This is a genomic window from Caballeronia terrestris, from assembly GCF_001544515.1.
Lineage (GTDB): Bacteria > Pseudomonadota > Gammaproteobacteria > Burkholderiales > Burkholderiaceae > Caballeronia > Caballeronia terrestris.
This window is the reverse complement of record NZ_FCOL02000019.1, coordinates 43,472-60,691: the sequence shown is the minus strand read 5'-3', so window position 1 is coordinate 60,691 and position 17,220 is coordinate 43,472. Positions and strand designations below refer to the sequence as shown.

Annotated in this window: 13 protein-coding genes; 6 read left to right on the top strand and 7 right to left on the bottom strand. The window is 63.2% G+C overall.

The window, feature by feature from the left end:
• Positions 1-17: 17 nt before the first annotated feature.
• Both ispF and ispD read right to left on the bottom strand, forming a co-directional pair.
• Positions 18-509: a 2-C-methyl-D-erythritol 2,4-cyclodiphosphate synthase gene (gene ispF, locus AWB67_RS17505; protein WP_087657518.1), complete on the bottom strand. Its 492-nt coding sequence runs from the start codon at positions 507-509 to the stop codon at positions 18-20.
• Positions 510-534: 25 nt separating this feature from the next.
• On the bottom strand, positions 535-1,251 hold the full coding sequence (gene ispD / locus AWB67_RS17500; protein ID WP_087657517.1) for a 2-C-methyl-D-erythritol 4-phosphate cytidylyltransferase: 717 nt from the start codon (positions 1,249-1,251) through the stop codon (positions 535-537).
• A gap of 109 nt (positions 1,252-1,360) precedes the next feature.
• On the opposite strand from ispD, the gene mfd reads away from it, so the two are divergent.
• The 3 genes from mfd (at position 1,361) to AWB67_RS17480 (ending at position 7,791) form a co-directional block, all read left to right on the top strand.
• Positions 1,361-4,837 carry a transcription-repair coupling factor gene (mfd, locus tag AWB67_RS17495; protein ID WP_087657516.1) on the top strand — a complete coding sequence of 1,159 codons (3,477 nt, stop codon included), beginning with the start codon at positions 1,361-1,363 and terminating at the stop codon, positions 4,835-4,837.
• A 706-nt stretch (positions 4,838-5,543) separates the two neighbouring features.
• Complete coding sequence (gene argE / locus AWB67_RS17485; RefSeq protein ID WP_087657515.1) at positions 5,544-6,761, top strand: acetylornithine deacetylase; 1,218 nt, start codon at positions 5,544-5,546, stop codon at positions 6,759-6,761.
• 22 nt (positions 6,762-6,783) lie between these two features.
• A complete protein-coding gene (locus tag AWB67_RS17480; protein ID WP_087657514.1) occupies positions 6,784-7,791 on the top strand; it encodes a threonine ammonia-lyase in 1,008 nt (335 codons plus the stop codon).
• A gap of 15 nt (positions 7,792-7,806) precedes the next feature.
• Here AWB67_RS17480 and AWB67_RS17475 read toward each other — a convergent pair whose 3' ends face one another.
• The 4 genes from AWB67_RS17475 to AWB67_RS17460 form a co-directional block, all read right to left on the bottom strand.
• The gene (locus tag AWB67_RS17475; RefSeq protein ID WP_087657571.1) at positions 7,807-8,625 is read right to left on the bottom strand and encodes an ABC transporter permease subunit; all 819 of its coding nucleotides are present in this window, start codon (positions 8,623-8,625) and stop codon (positions 7,807-7,809) included.
• On the bottom strand, positions 8,625-9,551 hold the full coding sequence (locus AWB67_RS17470) for an ABC transporter permease subunit (protein ID WP_087657513.1): 927 nt from the start codon (positions 9,549-9,551) through the stop codon (positions 8,625-8,627). The genes AWB67_RS17475 and AWB67_RS17470 overlap by 1 nt, the downstream gene beginning before the upstream one ends.
• A complete protein-coding gene (locus AWB67_RS17465) occupies positions 9,548-10,717 on the bottom strand; it encodes an ABC transporter ATP-binding protein (protein WP_087657512.1) in 1,170 nt (389 codons plus the stop codon). The genes AWB67_RS17470 and AWB67_RS17465 overlap by 4 nt, the downstream gene beginning before the upstream one ends.
• A 130-nt stretch (positions 10,718-10,847) precedes the next feature.
• Positions 10,848-11,951: a polyamine ABC transporter substrate-binding protein gene (locus AWB67_RS17460; RefSeq protein ID WP_087657511.1), complete on the bottom strand. Its 1,104-nt coding sequence runs from the start codon at positions 11,949-11,951 to the stop codon at positions 10,848-10,850.
• A gap of 540 nt (positions 11,952-12,491) precedes the next feature.
• Between AWB67_RS17460 and AWB67_RS17455 the strand changes: the two genes are divergently transcribed.
• From AWB67_RS17455 to AWB67_RS17445, 3 genes are all read left to right on the top strand, one after another.
• Positions 12,492-13,832 (top strand): Nramp family divalent metal transporter, encoded by a 1,341-nt coding sequence (locus AWB67_RS17455; protein WP_087657510.1) that lies wholly within the window; start codon positions 12,492-12,494, stop codon positions 13,830-13,832.
• Positions 13,833-14,087: 255 nt separating this feature from the next.
• Positions 14,088-15,290 carry a phospholipase A gene (locus AWB67_RS17450; protein WP_374729828.1) on the top strand — a complete coding sequence of 401 codons (1,203 nt, stop codon included), beginning with the start codon at positions 14,088-14,090 and terminating at the stop codon, positions 15,288-15,290.
• Positions 15,291-15,344: 54 nt separating this feature from the next.
• On the top strand, positions 15,345-15,548 hold the full coding sequence (locus tag AWB67_RS17445; protein WP_025527739.1) for a DUF1289 domain-containing protein: 204 nt from the start codon (positions 15,345-15,347) through the stop codon (positions 15,546-15,548).
• A 69-nt stretch (positions 15,549-15,617) separates the two neighbouring features.
• Here the strand turns inward: AWB67_RS17445 and AWB67_RS17440 are convergent, their stop codons facing one another.
• A complete protein-coding gene (locus tag AWB67_RS17440) occupies positions 15,618-17,210 on the bottom strand; it encodes an ABC-F family ATPase (RefSeq protein ID WP_087657508.1) in 1,593 nt (530 codons plus the stop codon).
• Positions 17,211-17,220 lie beyond the last annotated feature (10 nt).

Below are 17,220 nucleotides of genomic sequence, written 5' to 3'. Positions count from 1 at the left end.
ACGTGGCGTTTGTGTTTTCAGTGATCGATCGACGTTCGTCGCAGCAGCACCGCCGCCTGCGCCTCGATCCCCTCGCCCCGGCCGAGATAGCCGAGCTTCTCGTTGGTTTTCGCCTTCACGTTCACGCGATCGAGCGGCAATTCGAGATCGGCGGCGATGTTCGCGCGCATCCCGTCGATATGCGGCGCGAGCTTCGGCGCCTGCGCGATCACGGTCGAATCGACATTCGCAATCGCGAAACCCGCCTCCGACACCCGTTTGAACGCCTCGCGCAGCAGCACGCGGCTGTCGGCGCCGGCGAATTCCTTCGCGGTATCGGGGAAATGGCGGCCGATATCGCCCATCGACGCTGCGCCGAACAGCGCATCGGTGATCGCGTGCAACAGTACGTCGGCGTCCGAATGGCCGAGCAGGCCGAGTTCGTAAGGAATCGTCACGCCGCCGATGATGAGCGCGCGGCCTTCAACGAGCTGGTGAACGTCGTAACCCTGTCCGATTCTGAAATCCATCGATAAGACCTTGTTTTGGTGGAGATTAAGACGCGGTGCCGAGCATCGCGCCCGCAAGCGCGAAGTCCTCGGGATAGGTGACCTTGAAGTTGCGCAGGCTCCCCTGAACGAGTCGCGGCGCGTGTCCGAGCCATTCGATGGCGCTCGCTTCGTCGGTGAGATCGTGGCCGTCCTGGCGCGCGCGCTGGATCGCGTCGCGCAGCATGCCGAGCCGGAACATCTGCGGCGTCTGCGCCTGCCACAAGCCGTTGCGCGACTCCGTGCGCGCGATGCGCCCTTCCGCGTGCGCGTCGCCTTCGGCTTCGATGCGCTTCAGCGTATCGGCTACGGGCAGCGCCAGAATGCCGCCGACCGCGTCGTCCTTCAGTTCGCCGACGAGTTGGCGAATCATCTCCGGCGTGATGCCGGGGCGCGCGGCGTCGTGGACGAGCACCCAGTCGTGGTCCTTCGCGCCGAATTCGACGAGCGCGTTCAGCCCGTTGTACACCGACGCCTGGCGCGTCGCCCCGCCGCAGCGTTTGACGGCGAAACGCAGGCCGGCGAAGCGCCGGGCGTCGAAATGGCTGTCGTCGGGAGCGAGGACGACGAGCGTCTGCGAAAATTCGGAGCACGCATCGAACGCGGCAAGCGTATAACTCAGCATCGGGCGGCCGCCGACGGTCTGGTATTGCTTCGGCATCGGCGCACCCGAGCGGCTGCCAGTGCCGGCGCACGGAATCAGGGCAAACAGGCGGGAAGTCACGTGTGGGAAATGTTGCCAAGTCAAAGTGAAGCCCGGATTTTATAATAGGTCCCTCGCGACCACGCCGGACCCGCGCACTTTCGCGTACGGACGGTTCCCCGCACACCCTATGTCTTCAAAAGCCGTTACATCGCAGTCCACGTCTCCGATCGCACTCGTCAAGGCGGGCCAGCGCTTCGTCTTCGACGGCGCCACCGGCTCCTCCGACGCTCTCGCCATCGCGCGCTACCACCTCGCGTACCGCGCCGAGGTTCCGCTCCTGACGGTGCTCTGCGCGAGCGCCGTCGATGCGCAGCGCCTCGTCGCCGAGATCCCCTACTTCGCACCGGACGCCCGCGTACGCCTCCTGCCCGACTGGGAGACGCTGCCCTACGATACATTCTCGCCACACCAGGATCTCGTCTCCGAACGGCTGGCGACGCTGCACGATCTCGGCGAAGGCCGCTGCGACATCCTGCTCGTCCCTGCGACGACCGCGCTGTACCGCATGCCACCCGCGTCATTTCTGGCCGCCTACACGTTCTCCTTCACGCAGGGCGAGCGGCTGAACGAGGCGAAACTCAAGGCGCAGCTGACGCTCGCGGGCTACGAGCACGTGAGTCAGGTCGTGCGGCCGGGCGAATACTGCGTGCGCGGGTCGCTGCTCGATCTCTTTCCGATGGGCTCGCCCTTGCCCTACCGGATCGACCTTTTCGACGATCAGGTCGATTCGATCCGCGCATTCGATCCCGACACGCAACGCAGCCTCTACCCCGTGCGCGACGTGCGCCTTTTACCCGGTCGCGAATTCCCCTTCGACGAAGCCGCCCGTACCGCTTTCCGCAGCCGCTGGCGCGAAGTGTTCGAAGGCGATCCGAGCCGCTCGTCGATCTACAAGGACATCGGCAACGGCGTGCCGTCGGCCGGCATCGAGTACTACCTGCCGCTCTTCTTCGATGAAACCGCGACGCTCTTTCACTACCTGCCCGAAGGCGCGCAACTGGTGTTCGTCGGCGACATGGATGCGTCGATCAAGCGCTTCACCAACGACACCAAGCAGCGCTACAACTTCCTCTCGCACGATCGCGAGCGGCCGCTGCTGGAGCCGAAGCGCCTCTTTCTCACCGACGACGATTTCTTCGCCTTCGCCAAGCCCTTCGCGCAACTGAAGTTGCCGCCCTCGCCCGAAGGCGGCTGGGCGGTGCCGCTGCCGGGCCTCGCGATCGACCGTCACGCCGACGAGCCGCTCCTCGCGCTGCGCCACTATCTCGAACAGACGCCGAACCGCGTGCTGTTCGTCGCGGAATCGGCGGGACGGCGCGAGACGATCCAGCAACTGCTCGCTGAAAACGGTCTGCGCACCGCGCTCGACGATACGCTCCAGCAATGGCTCGCCGGCGACGCCAAATTCTCGCTCGGCGTCGCGCCGCTCGCGAACGGGTTCGCGCTGCCGGGCGAGCAACTCGCGATCATCACCGAGACGGAACTGTACGGCCCGCTCGCGCGGCGCACCGGACGGCGCCGTCAGGAACAGGCGAGCAACGTCGATTCGATGGTGCGCGACCTGTCGGAGCTGAAGATCGGCGATCCGGTCGTGCATACGCAGCACGGCATCGGGCGCTACATGGGGCTCGTGTCGATGGATCTCGGCGAGGGCGAAACCGAGTTCCTGCATCTCGAATATCAGAACGAAAGCAAGCTCTACGTGCCGGTCGCGCAGTTGCACGTCATCTCGCGCTACAGCGGCGCCGATCCTGAAAGCGCGCCGCTGCACGCGCTCGGCTCCGGCCAGTGGGACAAGGCGAAACGCAAGGCCGCGCAGCAGATCCGCGACACCGCCGCCGAACTGCTCAACCTGTACGCACGCCGCGCTGCGCGCTCGGGCTACGCGTTCAAGCTCGAACCGCGCGACTACACGAAGTTCGCGGAGAGCTTCGGCTTCGAGGAAACGCCCGATCAGGCCGCCGCGATCACCGCCGTGATCGGGGACATGACGAGCGGCAAGCCGATGGACCGCCTCGTGTGCGGCGACGTCGGCTTCGGCAAGACGGAAGTCGCGTTGCGCGCGGCGTTCATCGCGGTGATGGCGGGCAAGCAGGTCGCGATCCTCTCGCCGACGACGCTCCTCGCCGAGCAGCACACGCAGACCTTCACCGACCGCTTCGCCGACTGGCCGGTGCGCATCGCGGAACTGTCGCGCTTCAAGAGCACGAAGGAAGTGGCGGCGTCGATTGCGGCGATCAACGAAGGCACGATCGATATCGTGATCGGCACGCACAAGCTGCTGTCGTCCGATGTCCAGTTCAAGCGGCTCGGGCTCGTGATCATCGACGAGGAGCATCGCTTCGGCGTGCGGCAGAAGGAGGCGTTGAAGTCGCTACGCGCGGAAGTCGACGTGCTCACGCTCACCGCGACGCCGATTCCGCGCACGCTCGGCATGGCGCTCGAAGGCCTGCGCGACTTCTCCGTGATCGCGACCGCGCCGCAAAAGCGCCTCGCGATCAAGACGTTCGTGCGGCGCGAGGAAGACGGCGTGATCCGCGAGGCGATGCTGCGCGAACTCAAACGCGGCGGACAAGTTTATTTCCTGCACAACGAGGTCGAGACGATCGAGAATCGCCGCGCGATGCTGGAAGCGCTCGTGCCCGAGGCGCGGATTGCGGTGGCGCACGGGCAGATGCATGAGCGCGAGCTTGAGCGCGTGATGCGCGATTTCGTCGGGCAGCGCGCGAACGTGCTGCTGTGCACGACGATCATCGAGACCGGCATCGACGTGCCGAGCGCGAACACGATCCTCTTGCATCGCGCTGACAAGTTCGGGCTCGCGCAGTTGCACCAGTTGCGCGGGCGTGTCGGGCGCTCGCATCACCAGGCTTATGCGTATCTGCTCGTGCACGATCCGGCGGTGCTCACGAAGCAGGCTCAGCGGCGGCTCGAAGCGATCCAGCAGATGGAGGAACTCGGCTCGGGCTTTTATCTCGCGATGCACGATCTCGAAATTCGCGGCACGGGCGAAGTGCTCGGCGACAAGCAGTCGGGCGAGATCCACGAGATCGGTTTCCAGCTTTACACCGATATGCTCAACGATGCCGTGAAGGCGCTGAAGGAGGGCCGCGAGCCCGATCTGAACGCGCCGCTTGCGGCGACGACCGAAATCAATCTGCACGCGCCGGCAATCCTGCCCGCGGATTACTGCGGCGACGTGCAGGAGCGCTTGTCGCTCTACAAGCGGCTCGCGAACTGCGAATCGAGCGATGCAATCGACGGGATTCTTGAAGAGCTGGTCGATCGCTTCGGCAAGCTGCCGCCGCAGGCGCACGCGCTGGTGGAGACGCATCGGCTGCGGCTCGCGGCGAAGCCGCTTGGCATCGTGAAGATCGATGCGGCTGAAGCGGTCATCGGGCTGCAGTTCATCCCGAACCCGCCTGTGGATGCGATGAAGATCATCGAGATGGTCCAGAAGCACAAGCACATCAAGCTCGCGGGGCAGGACAAGCTGCGGATCGAGACGCGTAGTCCGGATTTGTCGGTGCGGATCGCGACGGTGAAGGAGACGCTGCGCGCGCTTGGAGCGCCTGTGCGGCAGGCGGCGCCGGTGGCACGGTAGCATTTTGTGGCTTTGGTTTTTGCGAAGAGCCGACGGGGGATCGTCGGCTTTTTTGTTTTTTGGAGGCGCGTGTTATCGGTATTCGTCTATCTCGATTGTCCCGCCCATCGAATCCATCGTCGCGCGGATATCGCCCGGGATATCGGGGATGCGGTCGCCGGATTCGTTGTTCCAGTAGCACCAAATGGACATTTCGATACCGTCGCGGCAAACGAGATCGCGAAGGCCATCGTGCGGCAAACCAAGAATCTGGATTAGATAACGCAAATGCGGAGCCAGTTGATCGTTCCGTACCGCTTTCTCGCTCTTCACACTCCAGAAACCCAGTTTCCAACCCGCTGGCTGAGCTTGCCAGCGTCTTTGGCCCAAACCTCCGAATGAGCCGCAGAAGTGAATTTCCTCCCTGCATCGATGGCCGCTTGCTTCTCTTCACGCGAGGCGAAGGACATCAGCCGTGTATCGTTGCTTCGATAAAGCATGTACCGATGCCACGCATCGGTCTTCGGTTGAGTCGCCATCGCTTGGTTGGCCGTCGTCGAGATCGATCCATCGTAGCGAATCTAGCCACGTCAAAAAGTCAACAAATGTCAGCAATCTGCATGAATCACAGCAGGCAGCAACGCGTCCCGAAGCCCGCACCGCAAGGCCCCGAAATCCCCTCTCAAAATTTCGGTATGATCGAACTCTAACCAGCAGGAGCAAGAACATGTCCCACATCGCCGAACCGGCGCATACCGAAACCCCTTCTCCTGTCGCGCTTCCCTGGGTCGAACGGCTCGTCTCGATGGACACCGTCAGCCGAAATCCGAATCTCGGCCTCATCGAAACCGTGCGCGACGAACTGCGCGCCGCCGGCATCGAAGCCACGATCACCACCGACAGCCGCGGCCAGTGGGCCAACCTCTTTGCAACCGTCCCCGCCCACGACGGCGAGACGAACGGCGGCATCGTGCTGTCGGGCCATACGGATGTCGTCCCCGTAGACGGACAGGACTGGTCCAGCGACCCGTTCAAGCCCGAAATCCGCGACGGCCTGCTCTACGGCCGCGGTACGTGCGACATGAAGGGCTTCATCGGCACGGCGCTCGCGCTCCTGCCCAAGATGCAGGCGACGAAGCTCGCCAAGCCGATCCACTTCGCGCTGTCCTACGACGAGGAAGTCGGCTGCGCCGGCGCGCCGCTGATGATCACCGACCTGCAGAAGCGCGGCGTGCGTCCGGACGGCTGCATCGTCGGCGAGCCGACTTCGATGCGCCCGGTCATCGCGCACAAGGGCATCAACGCGTACAACTGCTGCGTGCGCGGTTTTGCTGCGCACTCGTCGCTGACGCCGAAGGGCCTCAACGCGATCGAATACGCCGCGCGCCTCATCTGCTTCATCCGCGACGTTGCCGACGAATTCCGCGCGCAAGGCCCGTTCGACGAGCTCTACGACGTGCCCTTCACCACCGCGCAAACGAGCACGATCAAGGGCGGCAATTCGATCAACACCGTGCCCGCCGAGTGCAGCTTCCAGTTCGAATTCCGCAACCTTCCGACGATGGACCCCGAGTCCGTCTTCAAGCGCATCGACGCCTACGCGCGCGAGACGCTCTTGCCGAAGATGCTGAAGGAACACGCGAACGCGGCCATCGAGATCTCGCATATCGCATCGGCGCCGGGGCTCGATGCATCGGAACAGGCCGCGATCACGAAGCTCGTGCGCGCGCTCACGGAGAACCAGGAGAAGCGCAAGGTCGCGTACGGCACGGAGGCCGGCTTGTTCGCACTCGCGGGCGTGCCGAGCATCGTGTGCGGGCCGGGCAACATCGAGCAGGCGCACAAGGCGAACGAGTACGTGTCGCTCGATCAACTGGCTGCATGCGAGGCGTTTCTCGGCAAATTCATCCACAGCATGTCGGTTGACGCTTACGCCGCCCGCTGATTCCTCTTTACCCCGAACCGCCATGTCCACCGCCAGCCAGCACACCGACCACACCATCGACGGCACGCCGATTCCCACCCTCGACGACATCGCCGAGCAGCACATGGCGCTGGCGCCGTGGGTCGCGCGCACGCCGACCTTCGAGCGCCACGACTTCCCGACGTTCGACGGCACGCCCATCACGTTCAAGTTCGAACTGCTGCAGGCGAGCGGCACGTTCAAGGCGCGCGGCGCTTTCTCGAACCTGCTCGCGCTTGATGCCAGCGAGCGCGGCGCGGGCGTGACGTGCGTGTCGGCGGGGAATCACGCGGTGGCAGTCGCCTATGCGGCGATGCGCATGGAGATCGGCGCGAAAGTCGTGATGATCCGCACCGCGAGCCCGACGCGCGTCGCGCTCGCGCGGCGCTACGGCGCGGAAATCGTGTTCGCGGAGAACGGCGCCGAAGCGTTCGAGATCGTGCGCCGCATCGAGGCCGAGGAAGGCCGCTTCTTCGTGCATCCGTTCAGCGGCTATCGCACGGTACTCGGCACGGCGACGCTCGGCTACGAGTGGACGTCGCAGGCGCCCGATCTCGAAGCGGTCGTCCTGCCGATCGGCGGCGGCGGATTGGCGGCGGGGGTATCGACGGCGATGCGGCTCGCGAATCCGTCGATCCACGTGTATGGCGTCGAGCCCGAAGGCGCCGACGTGATGAGCAAGAGCTTCGCGGCGAAACACACGGTGAAGATGGGATCGATGCACAGCATCGCCGATTCGCTGATGGCGCCGCATACCGAGGAGTACAGCTACGAGCTGTGCCGCCGGCATATCGACGAGATCGTGACCGTGTCCGATGCCGAACTGCGGCGCGGCATGCTGCAGCTTTTCAATGAGCTGAAGCTGGCGGTCGAGCCGTCGTGCGCAGCGGCGACGGCGGGCCTGCTCGGGCCGCTGCGCGAACGGCTGCAAGGCAAGCGCGTCGGCATCCTGCTATGCGGCACGAATACCGATTCGGCGACATTCGCGCGGCACCTCGCCAGCGCGTCTTAAGCTGTGAGGCGGGCGCTAAATAACGCCCGCCAGCCGCCTGCGTTCGCTGCGCTGCATGAAGTAGTTCGCGGCGACGACGCCCACCGTCACGAACGCGATGAACAACGTAGCGAGCGCATTCATCTCGGGGTTCAGCCCGAGCCGCACACGCGAAAAAACGACGAGCGGCAGCGTGGTCGAACCGGGACCCGAAAGAAACGCCGACAAAACGAGGTCGTCGATCGACAGCGTGAACGACAAAAGCCATCCGGCCACGAGCGCCTGGGAAATCAGCGGCAGAGTAATCGAGAAAAACACGCGCAATGCAGTGGCGCCCAAATCGAGCGCAGCTTCTTCCAGCGACGGATTCAGTTCCCGCACGCGCGATTCCACGATAATCGCGACATAGGAGATACACAGCATCACATGGCCGATCCAGATCGTGAAAATGCCGCGTCCGGCGGGCCAGCCGAAAATCTTTGCCATTTCGACGAACAGAAGCAACAGCGAAATCCCCTGAATCACTTCAGGAATCACGAGTGGCGCATTGATCATGCCGGTATAAAGCGTGAATCCGCGGAACCGTCCCATGCGTGCCAATACAAAACCGGCCCAGGTTCCGATCACCACCGAGGCGCAAGCCGTCAAGAGCGCGACGCGCAATGAAAGCCACGCGGCGTTGATCAACTCTTCGTCTTGCCAGAGCGCCTTATACCAGCGCAGCGAAAACTCCGTCCAGACTGTCACGAGTTGCGACTCGTTGAACGAATAAACGACCAGGCTGATGATCGGAATATAGAGGAACGCGAATCCGATTCCCAGCGATGTGAATTGAAGCGAGCGGCTCGGCTTGATCATCGCTTCTCCTCCAGTTGCTTCGCCTGATAATGCTGGAAGAGCGCCATCGGCACGAGCAGCAGCAGGACCATCGCGCAGGTGACGGCCGAAGCCATCGGCCAGTCGGCGTTATCGAAGAACTCGTTCCACATGACGCGGCCGATCATCAGCGTATCCGCGCCGCCGAGCAATTCAGGAATCACGTATTCTCCGACTGCCGGGATGAATACGAGCAGACACCCCGCGATTATCCCGTTCTTCGACAAAGGCAGCGTAATCTGCACGAATGCCTTCCAGGGTTTCGCGCCGAGATCGTATGCCGCTTCGAGCAAAGTCAAATCCATTTTCACGAGATGCGCGTAAAGCGGCATCACGAGAAACGGCAAATACGAATACACCATGCCGATATAAACCGCGATATTCGTGTGATAAAGCTCGATCGGCGAATGAATCAAGCCGATCGACATCAGGAAGTTATTGAGCAAACCATTGTTCTTCAGAATGCCGATCCACGCATATACCCGGATCAGAAACGACGTCCAGAACGGCAGCATCACCGCCATCATCAGGATATTGCGCGTCGCCGGATTCGAGCGGGCGATGTAATACGCCATTGGATAACCGATCAGCAAACACAGCACCGTCGACACCGCTGCCACCAGCAGCGAATTCATGTAGGTGGCGAAATACAGGCTGTCGGTGAAAAGGAACGCGTAATGCGAGAAATCGAGCGCGATATTCAGCACGCCCTCCTTCATCGCGACGAGTTCGGTATACGGCGGGATGCCGAGTTGCGCATCCGCGAAGCTGATTTTCACGACCAGCAGGAACGGCACGAAGAAAAACAGCAGCAGCCAGATGAACGGACCGCCGATCACGGCCGAGCGGCCCGTCAGGCCCATGCGCCTCCACGGCGCGCTAAGAAGTTCGAGCGCGCGCTTCATGCGGTGAGCACCACACCGGCCGATGCGCTCCAGCGCACGTAGACTTCGTCGTCCCAGGTGGGCGAATCGATTTCGCCGAGCGCCAGGCTTGACACGTTCGCGACCACGACTTTGCCGCTGTCGAGCTTCACGTGATAGAGCGTGTAGCCGCCCATGTAAGCGATGTTCGACACCGTGCCGCGCCCCCAGTTGTACGCGCCTTCGGGCGGCTTTCGCATCAGCGCAATGCGCTCGGGCCGCACGGAGATCGTCACCGGCATGCCGAGCGGCCCGGTGATGCCGTGGTTCACATACAGCCGCACCGGCAATTCCGCCGATTCGACAAACACGTGATCCGGCTCGTCCTCGACGACGTTGCCATCGAAGAGATTGGTCGAGCCGATGAATTCCGCCGAAAAACGGCTGTTCGGATATTCGTAGACCTCGTGCGGCGTGCCGACCTGCACGATCTGCCCTTCGCTCATGACGGCGAGGCGGTCGGCCATCGTCATCGCTTCTTCCTGGTCGTGCGTGACCATGATGCAGGTCACGCCGACCTGATCGAGAATGTTCACGAGTTCGATTTGCGTGCGCTGACGGATCTGCTTGTCGAGCGCGGACATCGGCTCGTCGAGAAGCAGCAGCTTCGGCCGCTTGACGAGACTGCGCGCGAGCGCCACGCGCTGCTGCTGTCCGCCCGATAGCTGATGCGGCTTGCGCTTCGCAAAGCGCGCCATCTGCACGAGTTCGAGCGCCGTATGCACGCGATCCTTCAACTCCCCGCCGCGCACGCCCTCCTGCTTAAGCCCGAACGCGACGTTCGATTCCACCGTCATATGCGGAAAGAGCGCATACGACTGGAACATCATGTTGGTCGGCCGGTTGTACGGCGGCATCTTCGCGAGATCCTCGCCGTCGATCAGGATCTGGCCGGACGTCACGGTTTCGAGCCCCGCGAGCATGCGCAGCAGGGTCGACTTGCCGCAGCCGGAACTGCCGAGGAGCGCGAATAGCTCGCCCTTCTTCACCGACAGGCTGACGCCCTTCACTGCCACTGTTTCGTCGAATTTCTTCACGACATCGACGATCTGCACAAAATTGTCCGTGCCGGGCCCGGCGGCGGGACTGCCCTGCCCCGGCCTGCCGGAATTAGGCGCTGCGTGCACTGCGCTCGACTGCTCACTCATGATTGCCTGCTCGACTCCTGCGATATCTGCACTACGCGACGTAACGCCGGAAACGATTCTCCCGGCGACGAACAAAGCCCCCGGCGGTCCAGGGGCTTCGTGTTTCAACTGATCTGCAAAACGCTCAAGTCTACCGGCCGGACTTGAATTCGGTCCAGAGCCGCGTCTGGAGCCGCTGGATTTCCGGCGGCAGCGGCTTCAACAGAAACAGCGTCTTGATGACTTCCTGCGGCGGATAGACGGCCGGATCGTTCGCCACGTCCTTGTCGACGTATTTCTTCGCCTCGGCATTCGCGCTCGGGTAATACACCGCGTTCGTGATTGCCGCGTGGACCTGTGGCGTCTCGATGTAGTTAATCCACTCGTGCGCCGCTTCCTTGTGCTTCGCGTCCTTCGGGATCGCCATCACGTCGAACCAGACCGGCGCGCCGCCCTTCGGGATGTAGTACTCGATCTTGAACGGCTTCTTCGCCTCGACCGCGCGATGCTTCGCGATCACGACGTCGCCCGACCAGCCGTAGGCAAAGCACACGTCTCCGCCGACCATGTCGTTGATATAGCCCGACGAGTTGAACTGCGTGATGTACGGGCGGATTTTCTTGAGCATCGCGAGCGCTTCGCGATAGTCGGCCGGGTTCGTGCTCATCGGATCCTTGCCGATGTAATGCAGCGCGGCGGCGAACATCTGGTCCGGCGCGTCGAGCACGGAGACGCCGCACGCTTTCAGCTTCGAAATGTTTTCCGGCTTGAAGAGGACGTCCCAGCTATCGAGCGCGACGCCGTTGCCGAGGATCTGCTGCGCCTTCGTCACGTTGTAGCCGAGGCCGGTCGTGCCGTACGCCCAAGGCACCGTGTACTTGTTGCCCGGATCGGCGCCCTCGACGAGCTTCATCAGGTCCGGGTCGAGATACTTGAGGTTCGGCAGCTTCGATTTGTCGAGCGGCGCGAAGATGCCCGCGGCGATCTGCTTGCCGGCGTAGTTGCTCGTCGGCGCGACGACGTCGTAGCCCGAGTTGCCGGTGAGGAGCTTGGCCTGGAGCGTGTCGTCGCTGTCGTAGTTGTCGTACTTGACCTTCACGCCGGTCTGCTTGGTGAAATTCGGGATCGTGTCCTTGGCGATGTAGTCGGACCAGTTGTACACGTTGAGCTGCGTGTCCTTCGCCGATACCGCCGCCGGCGCCAGCACCACCGCGCAAGCGATCACACCGGCCAGGGCCGCCAATTTTTCTTTCATCTCGTTTCTCCGTCGTTCGACTTTCGACCGCCTCGCCGTACGGACCGTCATCGCTCGACGCGTCCGCCGCTCCCTTAAAAACCCGAAAACTACCATTAAACCCCGGCGGGACAAAAAACAATCGCCGTCTGTCGCGTCAAATGTACAGGGATCGTCCACGCAACGTCCTGATGCGTCGCGGCGCTGAACCGCGCTGCGGCTGATCGCGCCCCGCGAGACGCGCGATTTTAGCCCCTAATCCGCACGACGGACACCGGGCAAAAACCACACTCACATTAATGAATCCAGACAAGGGATGGCCTGCGTAATGTCAATATCCGTCTTTGGTGTCGCAGGCCGCTTGATCGCCTCGCGACGCCCTCGAATAGCCAGGCGGAACAGTCGTTGCTGAGCCATTTCGGATGTCTCCGGCGCGGTGCCCTCGTTGCACCGTCGCCCCCGACGCCAGCGGCATGGACAAAAGGCTCACGGGCCCGCAGCCACCGCTCCCTTGACGATGCGCCGCAGTCCGCTTCAGCTTTTCCGAGGTCACGATTCACGATGAATACCACTCCGTCCGCACTCACGTCGTGCCCCGCCGAGCGCCTGCCGTCCGACGACGAGCCGCGCGAGCACCGACGCTCGCGCCGCCCGGGCGACGCGCCGCGCGGACGCTGGTATTCGTTCGTCGGCGCGGGTGCGCTGGTCGCTGTCGGCTATATGGACCCCGGCAACTGGGCGACAGCACTCGGCAGCGGCGCGAAATACGGTTATCAATTGCTGAGCGTCGTGCTGGTCGCAAGCCTGATGGGCATGCTGCTGCAATGGGTGGCGTCGCGCGTGGGCGTCGTGACCGGGCGCGACCTCGCGCGTCTGTGCCGTGAACGCTTCAGCCGCCGCACGACCGTGTTCCTCTGGCTCACCTGCGAGATCGCGATCATCGCGTGCGATGTCGCGGAGGTCGTCGGCAGCGCGGTGGCGCTGCAACTGCTGCTCGGCGTCTCGCTGACGGCGGGCGTCATGATGTCGGCGGTCGGAACCTTCGCGATGCTCGCGCTGCAAAGCCGCGGCAGGCGTCCGTTGCAGATGTTCATCACCGCGCTGATCTTCTTCATCGGTTTTTGTTTCGTGGTCGAACTCGCGCTCGCGAAGCCCGCGTGGCACGAAGCGCTCGCCGGCCTTGCGCCGCCGAAGGAACTGCTGCGCGACGCCGGCATGATCTGGCTCGCGGCCGGCATCCTCGGCGCGACGGTGATGCCGCACAACCTCTATCTGCACTCCGCGCTCGTCAAGGACCACGCCCCCGACGGTGACGACCGCTCGATTTCCGCTGCGCTCTACGGCGTGAACATCGATACTTTCGCGTCCCTCGGGCTGGCGTTCACGGTGAACGCGTCGCTTTTGATCGTCGCGGCGGCGGTGTTTCACGCGAGCGGCCACGTCGACGTCGAGGATCTCGCCGATGCGCACCGGCTGATCGCGCCGCTCGTCGGCACGCAGTGGGCAAGCATCTTCTTTGCCGCCGCGCTGCTCGCGTGCGGGCTGAATGCGACCGTGACCGGCACGCTCGCGGGCCAGGCGGTGATGGAGGGCTTCCTCAACCTCACGATCGCGCGCTGGGCGCGGGCGCTCCTGACGCGCGGTCTCGCGATCGGACCGGCGCTCGTCGCCGTCGGCACGTTCGGGGAACATGGGTCGAATCAGTTGCTCGTCGCGAGTCAGGTCGTGCTCAGCATGCAACTGCCGCTCGCGGTGATCCCGCTCGTGAAGTTCGCCTCCGACGCCGGCCTCATGGGCCGCTGGCGCGTCGCGCGGATTCCGCTCGCGCTCGCATGGGGATGCGCGGGCGTCATCGTCATGCTGAACCTCGCGCTGCTCTGGCAATTCGTGCAGGGCGTATAGGACGGTTCGGTCGTCTGTCTTAAGCACGTTTACAATCTGACGTTTCGCTCGCAGTCAAACGCCGCTCCCGCGGATTCCGTTTGCCCGGGCAGAAGCCGGACACGACAACCACGCGCCGTCGCCTCGACGGCATGCGACCTGGCGGACTCGCGGCCTGGCCCCTCGGCGCCAGACACCGCGCACCGGCATCCCACGAACAAGGACGACCGTTTCATGGCCCGAGGCCCCCTATTTTTTTCTCGCTCAGGCGCTCTCGTGATCACGCTTGCGTCGGCGAATCTCGCGCACGCGACCGTCGCCGTGTTGCAGCCGGCGCGCGAAGCCGCAGCACAACAGCCGCTCGAACTGACGCTGATGTACACCGCCGACGGCAACAAGCCGCTCAACGTCGAAGTCCCGAAGCAACTGACCGTCACGCTCACCAACGGCGACTTGCCGCCGGAGCCGCTCGCCCTCACGCGCGAGCCAGCCGTGCCCGACCACCTGCAACTGCGCGCCGGGCAATATCGGCGGGTGCGCTATCCGGCACCGTGGCCGGACTCAGCGCGCGGGACGGTGAAGATCGATCCGGTCGGCTTCGATACGTCGCCGATGCTCGTCACGCTCAATCGCGGCGAGAATCAGGCGCAGGTGGTCGCGGCCGAGCGCGCGCAGTCGCAGGCCACGACGCCCGCGCAGCTCGCGAGCGCGACCGCCGCCGCGAACACTGCCGACGTGCCGACCACCAACACGGATCGCATGCTGAGCGGCCGTCTGACGACCTTCGAGCCGATGTACTTCGCCGACGGCCAGAACGGCGACAACCTCGCTAAATTCCAGTTCAGCTTCAAGTACCGCCTGATGCTGCCAGACGATCCGCGCTCGCGCTCGTTTCTGGACAACCTGTATTTCGGCTACACGCAGACGTCGATCTGGGATTTGTCCGCCGATTCCGCGCCGTTCCGCGACACCAGCTATCAGCCGCAATTGTTCTACTACGTGCAGGACACCGGCTGGAAGAGTTCGCTGTACACGCGGATGGGAGTCGGCGCGGGCATCGGCCACGAATCGAACGGCAAGAGCGGCGACGATTCGCGCGCGATCAACATCGCGTTCGTGCGCCCGACATGGGACTTCGGCGACCTCGAAGGGAACCACCTGACGATATCGCCGAAGTTCTACTACTACATCACGAAGAAGGGCAACGAGGACATCGCGGACTATCGCGGCTACGTCGATTTGCTCGTGAAGTACGGCAGCCCGGACGGCTGGCAGCTCGCGACGACGCTCAGAAAGGGCACGAAGCACTGGTACGGCAGCGTCGATTCGCAATTGACCTATCCGCTCGCGAAGCTGATCAGCAGCGCGTGGGGCGGCTATCTGTTCGTCAGCTATTTCAACGGGTATGGCGAGGACATCCTCGACTACAACAAGCGGAATCACTGGATCGCGCGGATCGGCTACAGTATCGCGCGCTGAATTTCATTTCGTCGCGTCCGCCGTTCGTGGCGGGCGCGCGCCAACAGGTTTTCTATGTCATCCAATCTTCATGGCTTGCCGGACAGCCCTTGTATCGGCGTCTGCTCGACACTCTTCGACGAAGTCTGCAAGGGCTGCGGCCGCACGGCGGGGGAAGTGTCGAACTGGGTGTTCCTCTCCGACGAGGAGAAACGCGTCGTGTGGGAACGCATTACGCGCGAAGGGACCGCGATGCGGTTTCGCAACGATCGCCTGTAGCCGCGCAAAACGAAGCGGCCCGCTTCTTTCGAAGCGGGCCGCTTTCAGGTTTCTGCCGGGACCGAACGCTTACTGGATCCCCTGGCTCGTCAAAAAGTCCTCGTACGTGCCGCCAAAATCCCGCAACGTGCCGTCATTGCGCACTTCGATCACGCGATTCGCCAAGCCGCTGACAAACTCGCGATCGTGCGACACGAAGATCAGCGTCCCGTCGTACTTTTCCAGCGCGATCTGCAGCGACTCGATCGATTCCATGTCCATGTGGTTGGTCGGCTCGTCCATCAAGAGCACGTTGTGGCGTCCGAGCATCAGCTTGCCCCAGATCATGCGGCCCTTCTCGCCGCCCGACAGCACCTTCACCGACTTGCGAATGTCGTCGGCGTTGAACAGCAGGCGCCCAAGCGTGCCGCGCACCATCTGGTCGTCGTCGCCGTCCTGGCGATACTGGTCGACCCAGTCGGTCAGCGTCTCTTCCTTCGGGAACTCTTCGTACGTGTCCTGCGGCATATAGCCGATGTTCGCGTTCTCCGCCCACTTCACGCGGCCGCCGTCGAGCTCGATCGCGCCTTTGAGCGCCTTCAGCAACGTGGTCTTGCCCGCGCCGTTCTCGCCGATGATCGCGATGCGCTCGCCCGGCTGCACGCTTAAGTCAAAGCGGTCGAAAATGGTCCGGTCATACTTCTTCGTGATGCTCTCGGCGACCACCGCGATGTTGTACAGCTTCTTCTCGAAATCGAAACGGATGAACGGATTCTGCCGCGACGACGGCTTGAATTCCTCGATCTTGATCTTCTCGATCTGCTTCGCGCGGCTCGTCGCCTGACGCGCCTTCGACTTGTTCGCCGAAAAGCGGCGCACGAAGTCCTGCAAATCAGAGATGCGGTCCTTCGCCTTCTGGTTCGCGGCCTGCTGGCGTTCCTTCGCCTGCGTGCTCGCGAGCATGTAGTCGTCGTAATTGCCCGGATAGACCTTCAGCGTGCCGTAATCCATGTCCGCCATGTGCGTGCAGACCTGGTTCAGGAAGTGTCGATCGTGGGAGATGATGATCATCGTCGAGTTGTACTGGTTCAGCACGTCTTCGAGCCAGCGAATCGAGTTGATGTCGAGGTTGTTGGTCGGTTCGTCGAGGAGCAGCACGTCCGGCTTCGAGAACAGCGCCTGCGCGAGCAGCACGCGCAGCTTCCAGCCCGGCGCGACGTTGCTCATCGGGCCGTTGTGGTCCGCAATTGCGATGCCGATGCCCAGCAGCAGTTCGCCCGCGCGCGCTTCGGCCGTGTAGCCGTCGTATTCGGCGAACTTGGCTTCTAGTTCGGCGGCGCGCATGTAGTCGTCATCCGTCGCGTCGGGGTTCGCGTAGATCGCGTCGCGCTCGGTCATCGCGGCCCACATTTCGGTGTGGCCCATCATGACGACGTCGAGCACGCGCATGTCTTCATACGCGAACTGGTCCTGGCGCAGCTTGCCGAGACGCACGTTCGGCTCGAGCATGACGTTGCCGGCGCTCGACTCCAGGTCGCCGCCGAGGATCTTCATGAAGGTCGACTTGCCGCAGCCGTTCGCCCCGATCAGGCCGTAGCGATTTCCTTCCCCGAACTTGACCGAAATGTTCTCGAAGAGGGGCTTCGGCCCGAATTGCATGGTGATATTGGCAGTAGACAGCACAGCGCGTCCT